The following is a 14,085-nucleotide window of genomic DNA, read 5'->3' as shown; positions in this document are numbered from 1 at the left end:
GAATTATCAAAAAATCATGATCTATATGAAAATAAAGGGAATATATTTTTAATATGCATAAAAAGTGTGCAGAATTAATGTGTTTTTCTTAAAATAATATTTTTAAATGTAAAGAAAGACGGAAGGGGAAAGGGATTGTAGGAAATTTTAGGCAATAAAAAAGCCCTTCATCGAAGGGCTTTAAATTTGGAGCGGGAAACGAGACTCGAACTCGCGACCCCAACCTTGGCAAGGTTGTGCTCTACCAACTGAGCTATTCCCGCAAAAAGCGTTGTGGATAATGATGATTTGGTCTTCATCACATCACCTTATTTCTAAGGATTTAATTTGGAGCGGGAAACGAGACTCGAACTCGCGACCCCAACCTTGGCAAGGTTGTGCTCTACCAACTGAGCTATTCCCGCAGAAGAGGTGTGCATTATACAACTTTTTCAGGCCTTGTCTGCTCAAAGATTGCGCAAAATGTATTTTTTTTTGATTTATGCACCATTTTTGATTGCCAACTACCAACTTTACGCGCTCTCTTGTAAAATCAAATCCCACATTCATTTATTAAAGGACAAGGCATGAAAATAGGATTCATCGGTGGTGGCAATATGGCAGAAGGCATCATTGCAGGCTTAGTGAAAGGGTTTTTACCCGCATCCATTTTTGTGGCTGATCCAAGTGTCGATCGTCAAATGCACCTTTCATCCACGTATGGCATCAACACTTTTGAGCATTATCGCTATTTTTTATCAGAAGTGGATTACATTGTGTTGGCCATTAAACCTCAAGGTTTTGCAGCATTGTTGCCAGAGATGAGTGCGCACATTCAGCCGCATCAAGTGGTGATTTCCATTGCAGCGGGCGTGACGGTGTCCGCCATTACACAATTATTACCGATTAATGAGCTGCCCATTGTACGTGCGATGCCAAACATGGCAGCAAAAGTTGGGCACGGTGTGACGGGATTATATGCCAATTCTTATATGACGGCTGATCGCATCAATTGTGTGACAGAGATGTTTGAAGGTTGTGGGATGGCAACATGGGTGAAAGAAGAATCCTTAATCAATGCCGTGATTGCGGTGGCAGGTTCAAGTCCAGCGTATTTCTTCTATTTTGCCGAAGTCATTGGGCAAGTGGGCGCACAAATGGGACTGAATCCTGAAGAAGCCACGCGCATGGCGGTTGAAACGATGCTCGGCAGTGCCAAATTAGCGGCAGCAGGTGAAGCTGCATTGCCAGATTTGATTCGTAGCATCTGTTCCCCTAAGGGCACCACAGAACAAGCAATGACCGTTTTTAAAGACAATGATGCTTTATTCAATGTGGTTAAATCTGCCATGACGGCAACGGTTGAGCGCAGCGAAGCATTGGCTCAAGATTTAGAGGCAACCATTAAAGGTGAGGATCACTGATGACAGGATTATTAGAATTCATCATTAAATTGGTGTTTAACTGCATCAGCTTTTTGGTGTTGCTTCGCTTTTTATTGCAATGCGTGAAAGTAAATTTCTTTCACCCAATGATTCAAATTTTGGTGCGCATCACCAATCCGATTGTATTGCCTGTGCGCAGAATCACGCCGGTATTCAGCAGCTGGGATTGGTCATGCATGGTGGTGGTGCTGTTAGCGGGCATCATTAAGTATGTGCTCATAATGTTATTGATGCGCCTTGCGCTCTCGCCATTGATTGTGCTTGGGCTCATTTTAATAGAGATCATTCAAGACATTTTGACCATCTATTTTTATGCCATCATTGGTGTGTCGTTATGCAGCTGGTTTCGAGAGTCCCCGAATGCGCGCATTGTGCTGGATGTGTTAGGGCGTTTAACTGCGCCATTGATGCTCCTTTTTAATTTCACATTGCGATATCGCAACATTGATTTTAAACCGATGGTGGTATTATTGGCGATCATGCTGGTGCAATCTGGGTTATACATCGTCAAATCCTTTTTACTCAACTGGGGTTTGTAGATGATGGCAGAAGAGATACAGCCTCAGGATGAATTTTTCATGCGTGAGGCTTTGGTGGAGGCACAAAAAGCGGCCGCGATTGGCGAAATTCCCATTGGCGCAGTGATCGTCAAAGATGGGCAAATCATTGCCCGCGGTTTTAATGAGTCAATCACCACAAATGATCCGACAGCGCATGCTGAAATTGTCGCCATTCGCCGAGCAGGGCAAGCTTTAAATAATTATCGGCTCATTGATTGCGAACTCTATGTGACGTTAGAGCCTTGCATGATGTGTGCCGGCAGCTTTGTACACAGCCGCTTAAAACGCATCATCTTTGGGGCAGGCGATTCTCGCCACGGTGCGCTTGGCACACAATTGAATGTCAATACCTTTGCTTCTTTTAACCACCGCGTTATGATAACGCAAGCGGTTTTGGCCGAAGAGTGTCGCACATTAATACAGTCGTTTTTCAAAGAGAGACGACAACAACAAAAAAGCAGTAGGAGGGAGTAATGTCAACCATCAAGGAAGCCTATCTTAAGGAGACAGAAACGCGCGGGTATAATGTTGATCCGATTCAGTTGCGCGTGGCAGAAGAGTACGATCGATTAAAAGCTAAGATTGAAAATGATGAGCCTGTCGTGGATCAACGTAAATTATCGTTTTTCCAAAAGCTCACCAAAAAAGTGCCCGATCAAGCCAAGCAATATGCTGATCCCCGAGGTATTTATATTTATGGACGCGTCGGGCGCGGTAAAACGTTTTTGATGGATCTTTTTTATCACAACATCAATGTGCCAAAGATTCGCAATCACTATTATCACTTCATGCAAGATGTGCATAATGAACTCAGAAGCTTTCAGGGCGAGAGCGACCCTTTAAAATTGGTGGCCAAGCGCTATGCTGAAAAATGCAAAGTACTCTGCATTGATGAATTCCATGTGATTGACATCACCGATGCCATGATTTTGTATCGCTTGTTAGAATCTCTATTAGATGAAGGCATTTTCTTCATTACAACCTCAAACCGTGAGCCGGATGAGTTGTATAAAAATGGTTTGCAACGCGATAAATTCTTGCCCGCCATTGAGATCATTAAAAAACGTTTGGTGTCTGTGCCTTTAGACAGCGATAAAGATTATCGCATGCGCCATTTAGAATCGGCGGATGTGTGGTTCACAGGCTCTGTCGATGCACAAATCGCACATTTTGAACAAGCCTTTGATGAGCTTGCCGGTTACAGTCAAGGGCCGATCACCCGTGATGTCAATGGTCATGCCTTTGAGATGATTAAAGTGGGCAATGATGCCACATGGTTCACTTTTAAAGAGGCATGTGCAAAGCCGCGTGCCTCACAAGACTTCATTCAATTGGCCGCTGATTACAATACGGTCTTTTTAAGTGGCGTGCCGATTTTAAATCGAGATCGTCAAAATGAGGCACGCCGATTTGTGATTATGATCGATGAGTTTTATGATCAAGGTGTTAAAATCATTATAGGCGCTGAAACAAATCTAGCTGAACTCTATGAAACAAAAGGCACGAATGCCTTGGATTTTGAGTTTGATCGCACCGTCAGCCGCCTCATTGAAATGCAGTCAGAAACCTATTTACATCAATCGAAACGCCAGGCATAAGGGAGAAAAAGATGAGTCCTTCTATTTCTGAACAAACCATAGAGCAGTACATTCACGCGTTGCGTCAAACGCCATTTCAAGGGGAAATAGAAGTCAGTGAGGCATCGCGCTTGGTGCATTCGGTGGATAACTCCATTTACGAGGTCAAACCCGCAGCGGTGTTGTACCCGAAAAACAGTGAAGATGTGGCAATTGTGACAGCACTGCTGGCAAAGCCAGAACATCAAGGCGTGAACATCACGGCCAAAGGTGGCGGCACAGGCACGAATGGTCAATCCCTCAATACGGGAATCATTTTAGATTTATCCCGCCACATGAATCAGATTTTAAGTTTTGATGCTGAAAAACATCAAGTGACGGTGCAAACGGGCGTTGTGAAAGATCAGCTCAATGCCTTTTTAAAACCCCATGGCTTTTTCTTTGCCCCTGAATTGTCTACGTCCAACCGCGCAACCATTGGCGGAATGATCAATACAGACGCATCGGGGCAAGGCAGTTTTACCTATGGTAAAACGCGCCATCATGTGATTGCCTTAAAAGGCTTTTTGCCTAATGGTGCGCCGATTGACACCACTCAAAATAATCCATTGAGTGAGACGGTCGCCAATCTCATTGCCCCAAATGTGGAGAGCATGAATGCCCATTTCCCTGAGCTCAATCGCTCCATGACTGGGTATGATGCCAAACATTTTTATGAAGATGAAACCCATAACTTAAAGCATCTATTATGTGGGGCAGAGGGCACGCTTGGCATTCTAACGGAAGCGACGCTCAATGTTTTGCCGATCCCGAAATATCGCACACTTGTGATCCTCAGCTATGATGATTTCATCGCTTCTTTAAGGCATTCAAGTTATTTGATGAATGCACCTGTGACGCCAACATCCATCGAAGTGTTAGATGATCGCGTGGTGGAACGTGCGCAAAACGATTATGTGTGGGAAGTGAATCAGCACCATTTTAAAGGTGTGGATTTTGATCGTTTAAAAGCCATTTTATTGGTGGAATTTAACAGCGATGATGAAGCAGAATTGGCAGATTCTGTGGCGAAATTTGCCACGTATATGCAAGAGAGCCAATACAGTGCGCTGCTATCCTCTAATGTAATCCAAGGGGAAGCGGCGATTAAAGATGTGTATGGCTTAAGAAAACGCGCGGTGGGTTTACTTGGTAACATCAAAGGTGAACGCAGAACCATGGCATTTGTGGAAGACTGCGCCGTGCCACCAGAAGCTTTGGCAGATTTCATCACAGAATTTAAAGCAGTGTTAGATGCACAAAATCTCATGTATGGCATGTTTGGCCATGTGGATGCGGGTGTATTGCATGTGCGCCCAGCCCTTGATCTTAAAACGCCAGAAGATCGCGCAATGATCCGCAAAGTGAGTGATCAAGTGTATGATTTATGCGTGAAATACAAAGGTGTTTTATGGGGTGAACATGGTAAAGGGGTGCGCTCTGAATATTGCGAACCTTTCTTTGGGGATTTTTACCCCGTGATTCGTGCCATTAAATCTGCCTTTGATCCGCACAATCAAATGAACCCCGGGAAAATTGCCGCACCGTTAGAAATGACGGATGCAACGCTTAAGAAAATTGACGCAACGCCAATGCGCGGCGAGTTTGATGCATTGATCACAGAAGAGATGTGGAATGAGTACCGCCGCATCAACTTCTGTAATGGTAATGGTGCGTGTTTTAACTATGATGTCCATTCACCAATGTGCCCAAGTTATAAAGCCACACGTGATCGTGTTCAATCACCGAAAGGGCGCGCGATGCTCATTAAAGAGTGGGAACGTCGTCGTTGTACGGATCAAAATACGCCAGAATTTGAAGAAGAGATTTTCAAAGCCCTAGAAACTTGTTTAAGTTGCGGCTCTTGTACTTCTGAATGTCCGGTGATGATCAATATTCCCAATGCCCGTTCACAGTTTATGGAAGTTTATTATCAAACCCGTAAACGCCCATTGGTGCACACCATTTTAGCGCAATCTGAAGAGCGCGCACCGATGTTGTATCAGATGCGAAACCTCACCAACCCGCTGTTTAAATTGCCGATGACCAAAAGCATCATGCAAAAAATTGGGTTGGTGGATGCCACAATGCCACAAGACAATGGCGTGGCGGCATTGGTGAAGGCGGGTAAAGTGACGCAGTGGACAATTGCAGATGTTGAACGCTTAACGGCGGCGCAATTTGACCCGGAGCACAGCGTGATCATTGTACCTGATGCATTGACGGAATATTTTGATGGCCATGTGCTCAAAGATTGCATTGAAGTGTTGCATCAATTGGGGTTGAAAGTCTTTTTAGCGCCGTATCAAAATTCTGGTAAAGCGTACCATGTGCTCGGCATGCGTGATCAATTTAAGCGTTCGGCTGAGCAGCAATATAAAATGTTGGTGCAATTGTCTAAGTTTGGCGTGCCAATGGTGGGCATTGAGCCGCCAATTACTGTGATGTATCGCAAGGATTATAAACAACTCTTTGGCACCGATACCAATGTTCGCCTTGTGCAAGAGTTTTTGGCAGAGTATTTGGCCAAGGCTCAATCTTTACCAAAGGCGACGGCGGCGACTTATTATTTGATGAGTCATTGCATGGAAAAAACTTCTGTGCCGAATGCGCCGACTTTATGGCAGCAAGTTTTTACAAGACTTGGTTTAACAGTGGAAGTGGTGGCAACGGGTTGCTGTGGTATGAGTGGCGCATTTGGCCACTTAAGTGCCCAAGCAGAATTGTCAGAGAAAATTTATGATCAATCTTGGCGTGTGAAGATCGATGGCATTGATGCTAAAGATCACATCATGGCGACAGGTTTTTCATGCCGTACGCAAGTGGAGCGTTTTTCTGCCGTCAATGCGTTGCATCCTGTGAGTGTGTTGCGCCGCGCTTTAGCCTAATTGAAGCGCTTTAAAATCAAAGCCTCGTCTGAATGATTCAAACGAGGCTTTTTTAATGGCGTTAAAAAGACAGAGTCTTAACAGCAGCCCACACATTTTTTAGTGGGAGCGAAGCTTTCGGCTTGCGCTTCATTCCACACAGTTGAGTAGTATTGGCTGGCAATTTCATCTTTGAGTAACGCGCCAGGTTCTAAGTAATAATAAGTGTTCGAGAAGAGGCGCACTTCATTGTCTGTGGTTCTTAATACCAAATGATGGGGCTCTAACTCATGCACATTTGAGATACCCGCAGAACTTAACATCTCAGCAAGCGCATGGAGCGTATTGCGATGATAGTTATACACGCGGTTTTTCTTATTGGTGACATCGAGTCCTTTTTGACGCATTAAATCTTGCGTGGCAATGCCTGTGGGGCAGTTGTTCGTATGGCAGCTCAATGATTGAATGCAACCTAAGGCAAACATAAAGCCACGCGCGGAGTTCACCCAGTCTGCGCCAATGGCGATGGTGCGGGCAATGTCAAAGGCGCTGATGATTTTACCGCTTGCACCAATCTTGATTTGATCACGTAAGTTCGCGCCCACCAATGTGTTGTGCACAAAGAGCAAGCCTTCACGCAGTGGCGAACCAATGTGGTCTGCAAATTCAATCGGGGCAGAGCCTGTGCCGCCTTCTTTACCATCAACCACGATAAAGTCTGGCAAAATCCCAGTTTTGAGCATGGCTTTAACAATCGCGGCAAATTCCCACGCATGACCAATACAGAGTTTAAAACCGACAGGTTTGCCATCACTGAGTTCGCGTAATTTTTGGATGAATTCTAACAACTCGATGGGCGTTGAGAATTCGGAATGTGTGGCAGGGGAGATGCAATCACGATCCATGGGTACGCCGCGTGTTTCGGCGATCTCTTTGGTGATTTTATCTTTTGGCAATACGCCGCCATGCCCAGGTTTAGCGCCTTGGCTGATTTTGACCTCAATCATTTTGACTTGTGGCAAACGGGCTTTTTCACGGAATTTTTCAGGATCAAAACGGCCATCTTCTGTGCGGCAACCAAAGTAACCGCTGCCCAATTCCCAAATTAAATCCCCGCCATTTTCCAAATGGTATGGGCTGATGCTGCCTTCGCCTGTATCATGGGCAAAGTTACCCAATTTTGCGCCACCATTTAAGGCTAAAACGGCATTTGAACTCAATGCGCCAAAGCTCATGGCTGAAATGTTAAAGATGGAGGCACTGTAAGGCTGTTTACACTCTTTGCCGCCAATGGTGACGCGAAAGCCATCAGGATCCGGCATGGCAACAGGTGCCATGGAATGGTTGATGAATTGAAAGCCTTTTTCATAAACATTTTGAATCGTCCCAAAGGCACGATTGGAGTTATGATTTTTCGAGCGATTGTAAACCAATTCACGTTGGCCATGGGTGAAAGGCACCGCTTCGGAGTCAGATTCAATGAAGTATTGACGGATTTCAGGGCGGAAATGTTTAAGGAGATAACGCAAGTTACCCAAAATCGGGTAGTTGCGACGAACCGCATAAGTCTTTTGGGAAATGTCTAAAATGCCGATGAAAATCAGCACCAGTGACACCCCAAAAACCACTTGACCCAGTGGAAAATGGAAGAGGATAGAAACGAGGGCAACAACAATTGCAAGTATGAAGAGGGAATAGCGCCCAATGTATGCAATAGCGGTCATGATATCTCCTTTGATAAATGGTGATAATGGCTTAGAATGGTGGGCGCTATCATACGCTAAATTGTTTTAAATTATAAGGAATTGTAGTTAAAATGTTGTCAAAGAGTAAAAAGGCGGCACCCGAGAACGAATGGGACTATCACTCCATTCCGAGCATTCCTTTTAGTAATCATAGATATAGTGCAGACAGGGCTGTGGCGAAGATCATTTATTCAAATAATTTAAATGATCAGGATTTGAAAATTCAATTGCGTAGAGCCCGTCAATTGGCTTATGTCGAACCTTGGTTTCAGGAGTTTTTGCCCAAGAAATTAAAAGGGCGCTTATTTGTGGCATCTTTAGGTAAGCGTTTTTGGATCATCGGGGCGCTTGATCCATTGTCCATGAGCCATTTTAAACAGTATCATCAAAAAGAGGTGCGCCAAACCCTTGAAAACCATTTAAACAACATTTCCACAAAAGCTTGGAGATTGCCTGAGTTTTATGTGCAAGTGATGCCGAAAAAAAGTGGTGTTGAAGAGATGACGCCGCTGCGTGATGAACCTGTGCCACAGCTGCCAGTGCGTTCCAATAAAACCTTATTAACCAAACCACGCATTCAAAATCGCTCCATTGAAGAGATTTTAGCGAGCATGACAAAAAATGCAGAGAAGTACACCAAACCATGACTGAACACGATCCCGCTAAAGAGCTGCGTTATTGGCAAGAACGCGCTTTGAATCTATTGATGCGCCGCGAACACAGCATTGTGGAATTGACGCAAAAGCTCACTGCCAGAGGTTGCCCAGAAACTGTGTTGCCGAAAGTATTGGCCTATTGTCATGAGCACAATTATGTGAGCCTTGAGCGTTTTGCGGAGATGTTTGCCCGCAACCAAGCGAATTTAGGTTATGGGCCGCATCGCGTTACGATGCAATTAAGACAGCATCAAGTGCCAAGCGACTTAATCAACATTGCGCTTGAAGAGGCAGATTTTACAGCGGCTAAAGCCATCGCTTTGCGGAAAATTGGCGCAAAGCCTGAACCTAAATTAAAGGCGGCGCTGTATCGCCGAGGTTTTTAATGCAGGCGCCTAAATTTTGGCAACACAAAGGGATCATGGCACATCTTTTGTGGCCATTGTCATGGTTGTATCAGATGGCCGCGCGCCGAGTGATGCATAAAAAATTAGCAGCCATCAAACGCCTGCCCGTGCCCGTGATTGTGGTGGGGAACATCAATGTCGGTGGCACTGGAAAAACGCCTGTGACGATTGCTTTAATTGCAGCGTTGCAAAAAAAAGGGTATTGTGTCGGCTTGATTTCACGCGGTTATGGTCGAACAAGTGAAGGATGCATCGTTGCAGATGCCGCATCATCACCAAAGGTGTTAGGGGATGAACCTTATTTGATCCGTGAAAAAACAGGTGTGGCAGTCGCTGTCTGTGCAGATCGCCATCAAGCTGGCATGGCATTACTCAATGCAGCGCCAAACATTGATGTGATCATCAGTGATGATGGTTTGCAGCATTATGCGCTCGCCCGTGATTTTGAGATTGCCGTCATCGGTGAACAAGGCGTTGGCAATGGTTATGTGATGCCCGCAGGTCCGCTTCGTGAACCGGTCAGTCGCTTAGCTTCGGTCTCAGCGATTGTTTCAAAAGTACCCTGTGATGATTTAACCCCCTATATTGATCGATGTTATGATCTAAAACAAACCTTAGGTTTGCCATATCCATTACATCAGCCCACAATAACAACAAACTGGTGCAATTTAACCCATGCAAGCGCGGTGGCTGGCATTGCGCACCCCGATAATTTCTTTCGTGCTTTAAAGGCTCAAGGCGTTCATATCACTCCGTATCCCTTTGATGATCATCATGCATTTTGCGAACAAGATTTTGCCAAAATCAGTGATCCGATCGTGATGACGGAAAAAGATGCCGTCAAATGCACACATATTTTAAAAGATCGCGCGGTCTTTGTGGTGCCGTTAGAGACGACACTGCCAGATGCGCTGATCACAAACATTACACACTGTATTCAAAAAAAGGTTGATGCAATCAGCCTTAAAGAAAGGAGACTCAATGTCTAAATTAACACAAGAACAACAAGCATATTTTGGCGATTACGTACAAAATGATGCGAACTTTAAAAAAGAACAAGAAAAATATACCCATGCCATTCCGAGTCGTGATTTCATTCAAGCCTTATTAAAAGTGGCTGAAAAAGTCACGTTTGATGAAATCGCCGCGCTCTTTCGTTTGACGGAAGATTGGCAGTTAGAAGCTTTAAGCAATCGTTTGTTCATCATGCAGCGCGCAGGTCAGCTCCATTGTAATCATCGCCAAGAATTTTTACCGGTGACTGGAGATGCCACCGTCATTGGCACATTTGAAGGCTCGGTTGAAGGGCACGGTTATGTGATGGTCAAAGGTGAAGATACGATTTATATCTCCCCGAAAGATTGCCGCAATGTGTTGCATCATGATGAAGTGGAAGTGCAAATCACAGGGATTTTCCGCTCTAAATCCATGCGCCAAGGTCGCGTGACTCGCGTGATTAAGCGCCATTTACATGAAATTATTGCCCGCATCTCTTTATATGATGGCTCAGCCCTTGCCATTCCTGAAAATCGTAAGATTACACAACACTTTTTGGTGTTAGAAGATCAATTGAAAGGTGCGAAAAACCATGATCTGGTGAAAATTGAAATTGATCAAAAAGGGCTCGATCAAGGCAATTTTGCCGCAAAAGTGACGGAAGTGTTTGGCCGTAAAATGACCAAAGACATTGCCATCATTCAAGCGATTATGGAGCATCAATTGCCCCATGAGTTTTCTAAAGCCACAGATGCATTGTTAAAAACGATTGCCGATGAAGTCAAAGAAGAAGATAAAGTGGGGCGCAAAGATTATCGCCATTTACCGCTTGTTACCATCGATGGCATCACTGCGCGTGACTTTGATGATGCCGTCTATGCAGAAAAAGTGGCGGACGGTAACTTTAAATTGTATGTTGCGATCGCCGATGTTGCGCACTATGTGCGTTTAGGCAATGCGATTGACAGTGATGCCATCACGCGTGGGACTTCTGTCTATTTCCCGGATCGCGTGATTCCGATGTTGCCTGAAAAATTGTCCAATGGTTTATGTTCATTGAATCCCGATGTTGATCGATTATGCATGGTGTGTGAGTTATTGATCTCGCCCACCGGTGAAATGATCAGCTTTGAATTCTTTGAAGGTGTGATGCGCTCCCATGCGCGTTTAACCTATGAATTGGTGGCAGAACTCATTGGGGAAGATAGCCCAATTCAAGATGATTATGCTCAGATCATGCCGCACATTTTAAATCTCTATCAATTGTATAAAGTATTGCGTAAAGCGCGTGATCAACGCGGTTCCATTGACTTTGAAACGAAAGAGACAGAGATCCTTTACAACGATGAAGGCTTGATTGATAAAATTGAGTTCCGTGTGCGTAATGAAGCGCACATGATCATTGAAGAGTGCATGATTGCCGCAAACATTGCCGCGGCGACTTTCTTAGAAGGCAATGACATTCCGACTTTGTATCGTGTGCATGCCAAACCCCCTGAAGAGCGTTTGACAAAATTGCGCCGCTTTTTGGTGGAATACAATTTAGGTGTTGAAGGTGGCGATGCGCCTGAACCGCGTGATTTTGCGCGCACATTGGCGGAAGCTGCCGATTTGCCTGAGTTTGACATCATTCAAACCATGATGCTGCGCTCGATGGCGCAAGCGGTGTATCAACCAGCCAATGAAGGCCACTTTGGCCTATCTTTGACCCATTATGCGCATTTTACCTCGCCGATTCGTCGTTATCCCGATTTAATTGTGCATCGTGGCATTAAATATTTGATCCACAAAGCGCAGGGCGAAGGCGTGAAATATCCTTACAATGAAAAAATCATGACAGGATTGGGTGAAAACCTCTCAGAAATGGAGCGTCGTGCCGATGATGCTGTTGCGGATGTGGTTTCGTGGCTTAAATGCGAATACATGCAGCAGTTCATAGGTAAAGTGTTAAATGGTCGCATCTCTGGGGTGACGAAGTTTGGCGTGTTTGTTGAATTGGCGGAAATCTTCATAGAAGGCTTGGTGCACATGTCGAAATTGCCAGGCGATTATTTCCATTTTGATGATGTGCGTTATCGTTTAATCGGCGAGAAAACAGGCACAGTGCTTAAACTCAACGATGAAGTGGTGGTGCGTGTATTAGATGCGAATCCGGAAACGAAATTCATTGATTTTGATTTGATCTCATTGCCGAAAAATCCAAAACTCACCAAAAAAGAGCGTGAGAAGATCTTTACAGAGATTGCAGCAGCGAAACAATCGGATCGTGCAAACCGTAAACAATCCTCGAAGCCAAAACGTGAAGCGCAGCGCAAAGGTGGCAAAAAGAAGGTCACAGCCGTGAAGGTTGCCAAACCTGGTCAACTCAAAAAACGTGGCACTCGCAGAAAAGCGAAGAAGTCGTCTTAATATTGAGTCATTGCTATTAATTCACAATGAAATGTTTTAAAATGCCGAGTTATTTTGTGTCATCAACTAGTGTAAGGATTAAGGATTATGAATAAGCCCCCTAAGTATAAACGTATTTTACTTAAGTTAAGCGGTGAAGCGTTAATGGGATCAGGGAATTATGGTATTGAACCTGAAACAATCGGTCGAATTGCAGACGAGATTCAATCGCTTAACTCAATCGGCGTCGAAGTGGGCGTTGTGATTGGTGGTGGCAACATTTTCCGCGGCGCAGGTCTTGCGAGTAAAGGGATGGATCGCGTGACGGGTGATCACATGGGCATGCTTGCCACAGTGATGAACTCATTGGCTTTACAAGATGCATTGGAAAAACGCAATGTATACGTGCGTGTGATGAGTGCAATTCGCATCAATGAAGTGTGTGAAGAGTACATTCGTCGCCGTGCGGTGCGTCACTTAGAGAAAAAACGTGTGACGATTTTTGCAGCCGGTACCGGTAACCCATTTTTCACCACCGATTCTGCTGCAGCCCTTCGTGCCATTGAAGTGAATGCAGACATCATGCTTAAAGCCACAAAAGTCGATGGCGTTTATTCAGCTGATCCACACAAAGATCCAGATGCTGTGCGTTATGATCAAGTGAGCTATAAAGAAGCGTTGGCTAAAGATTTAGGCGTCATGGATGCCACAGCCCTTGTGATGTGCCGCGAAAACAAATTACCGATTCGCGTCTTTAACATCTTTAATCCTGGCGACTTAGTGCGCACAGTATGTGGCGAAGACATCGGTACATTGGTGACAGAATAATTCAATCCATTTGAGTATTTAATCTATTGCGTCAATAAGGAAACAAAATATGATCAATGACATTAAAAAAGATGCTGAGCATCGTATGAACCTCTCCATTGAAAGCTTGAAAAATGCATTGCAAAAGTTAAGAACTGGCCGTGCACACACAAGTTTGTTAGACCACATTGAAGTGGAATTTTATGGCACGCCAACGCCATTGACTCAAGCGGCCAACGTGAGTGTGTTAGATTCACGCACATTAGGTGTGACGCCTTGGGATAAAAACATGGTGGGCCCGATTGAAAAAGCCATCATCATGAGTGACTTAGGGTTAAACCCATCGACAACAGGGACGTTGATCCGCATTCCATTGCCAGCATTAACCGAAGAGCGTCGTCGTGACATGGTTAAAGTGGTTAAAGGTGAAGGCGAAGGCGCAAAAGTGGCCATTCGTAACATCCGCCGTGATGCGAACCAAAAATTGAAAGATGCTGAAATCTCTGAAGATGACGTGCGTCGTGGTGAAGATGCCATCCAAAAATTAACGGATGCGATGATCTCTGAAGTGGATGCGGTATTAGCTGCGAAAGAAAAAGAGTTGATGGAGATCTAATTG

12 protein-coding genes and 2 tRNA genes are annotated in these 14,085 nt (G+C 44.7%); 11 read left to right on the top strand and 3 right to left on the bottom strand.

Annotated features, from left to right (window positions below):
• Positions 1–187 precede the first annotated feature (187 nt).
• Together B143_RS0103800 and B143_RS0103795 are read right to left on the bottom strand one after the other, a co-directional pair.
• Positions 188–263: transfer RNA gene (locus tag B143_RS0103800), tRNA-Gly, on the bottom strand.
• Between the two features lie 65 nt (positions 264–328).
• A tRNA-Gly gene (locus B143_RS0103795) sits at positions 329–404 on the bottom strand.
• A 162-nt stretch (positions 405–566) separates the two neighbouring features.
• Between B143_RS0103795 and proC the strand changes: the two genes are divergently transcribed.
• Genes proC through B143_RS0103765 form a run of 5 tightly spaced genes read left to right on the top strand, consistent with a single transcriptional unit; the run spans position 567 to position 6,488 of the window.
• Positions 567–1,403 (top strand): pyrroline-5-carboxylate reductase, encoded by an 837-nt coding sequence (gene proC / locus B143_RS0103785; RefSeq protein ID WP_018122269.1) that lies wholly within the window; start codon positions 567–569, stop codon positions 1,401–1,403.
• The gene (locus B143_RS0103780; protein ID WP_018122268.1) at positions 1,403–1,963 is read left to right on the top strand and encodes a YggT family protein; all 561 of its coding nucleotides are present in this window, start codon (positions 1,403–1,405) and stop codon (positions 1,961–1,963) included. The genes proC and B143_RS0103780 overlap by 1 nt, the downstream gene beginning before the upstream one ends.
• Positions 1,964–2,458 carry a tRNA adenosine(34) deaminase TadA gene (gene tadA, locus B143_RS0103775; RefSeq protein WP_018122267.1) on the top strand — a complete coding sequence of 165 codons (495 nt, stop codon included), beginning with the start codon at positions 1,964–1,966 and terminating at the stop codon, positions 2,456–2,458. It begins immediately after the preceding gene.
• Positions 2,458–3,582 (top strand): cell division protein ZapE, encoded by a 1,125-nt coding sequence (gene zapE, locus B143_RS0103770; RefSeq protein ID WP_018122266.1) that lies wholly within the window; start codon positions 2,458–2,460, stop codon positions 3,580–3,582. The genes tadA and zapE overlap by 1 nt, the downstream gene beginning before the upstream one ends.
• Positions 3,583–3,593: 11 nt before the next feature.
• Positions 3,594–6,488, top strand: coding sequence for an FAD-binding and (Fe-S)-binding domain-containing protein (locus B143_RS0103765; RefSeq protein ID WP_018122265.1), 2,895 nt, complete (start codon positions 3,594–3,596; stop codon positions 6,486–6,488).
• A gap of 77 nt (positions 6,489–6,565) precedes the next feature.
• On the opposite strand, the gene B143_RS0103760 is transcribed toward B143_RS0103765, so the two are convergent.
• The gene (locus B143_RS0103760; RefSeq protein WP_018122264.1) at positions 6,566–8,191 is read right to left on the bottom strand and encodes an FMN-binding glutamate synthase family protein; all 1,626 of its coding nucleotides are present in this window, start codon (positions 8,189–8,191) and stop codon (positions 6,566–6,568) included.
• 194 nt (positions 8,192–8,385) lie between these two features.
• On the opposite strand from B143_RS0103760, the gene B143_RS0103755 reads away from it, so the two are divergent.
• From B143_RS0103755 to frr, 6 genes are all read left to right on the top strand, one after another.
• Positions 8,386–8,859, top strand: coding sequence for a hypothetical protein (locus tag B143_RS0103755; RefSeq protein ID WP_246781894.1), 474 nt, complete (start codon positions 8,386–8,388; stop codon positions 8,857–8,859).
• On the top strand, positions 8,856–9,254 hold the full coding sequence (locus B143_RS0103750; protein WP_018122262.1) for a regulatory protein RecX: 399 nt from the start codon (positions 8,856–8,858) through the stop codon (positions 9,252–9,254). Before B143_RS0103755 ends, B143_RS0103750 begins: the two co-directional genes overlap by 4 nt.
• Positions 9,255–9,289: 35 nt before the next feature.
• On the top strand, positions 9,290–10,264 hold the full coding sequence (gene lpxK, locus B143_RS0103745) for a tetraacyldisaccharide 4'-kinase (RefSeq protein WP_248647498.1): 975 nt from the start codon (positions 9,290–9,292) through the stop codon (positions 10,262–10,264).
• Positions 10,257–12,680, top strand: coding sequence for a ribonuclease R (gene rnr, locus B143_RS0103740; RefSeq protein ID WP_018122260.1), 2,424 nt, complete (start codon positions 10,257–10,259; stop codon positions 12,678–12,680). Before lpxK ends, rnr begins: the two co-directional genes overlap by 8 nt.
• Before the next feature lie 87 nt (positions 12,681–12,767).
• Positions 12,768–13,487 carry a UMP kinase gene (gene pyrH, locus B143_RS0103735; protein ID WP_008314411.1) on the top strand — a complete coding sequence of 240 codons (720 nt, stop codon included), beginning with the start codon at positions 12,768–12,770 and terminating at the stop codon, positions 13,485–13,487.
• Between the two features lie 49 nt (positions 13,488–13,536).
• Complete coding sequence (gene frr / locus B143_RS0103730) at positions 13,537–14,082, top strand: ribosome recycling factor (protein WP_008314412.1); 546 nt, start codon at positions 13,537–13,539, stop codon at positions 14,080–14,082.
• Positions 14,083–14,085 lie beyond the last annotated feature (3 nt).

This window comes from Wohlfahrtiimonas chitiniclastica DSM 18708 (assembly GCF_000375345.1).
GTDB classification, from domain to species: domain Bacteria; phylum Pseudomonadota; class Gammaproteobacteria; order Cardiobacteriales; family Wohlfahrtiimonadaceae; genus Wohlfahrtiimonas; species Wohlfahrtiimonas chitiniclastica.
The sequence above is the reverse complement of the archived record's forward strand: the minus strand, read 5'-3'. Positions and strand labels throughout refer to the sequence as shown.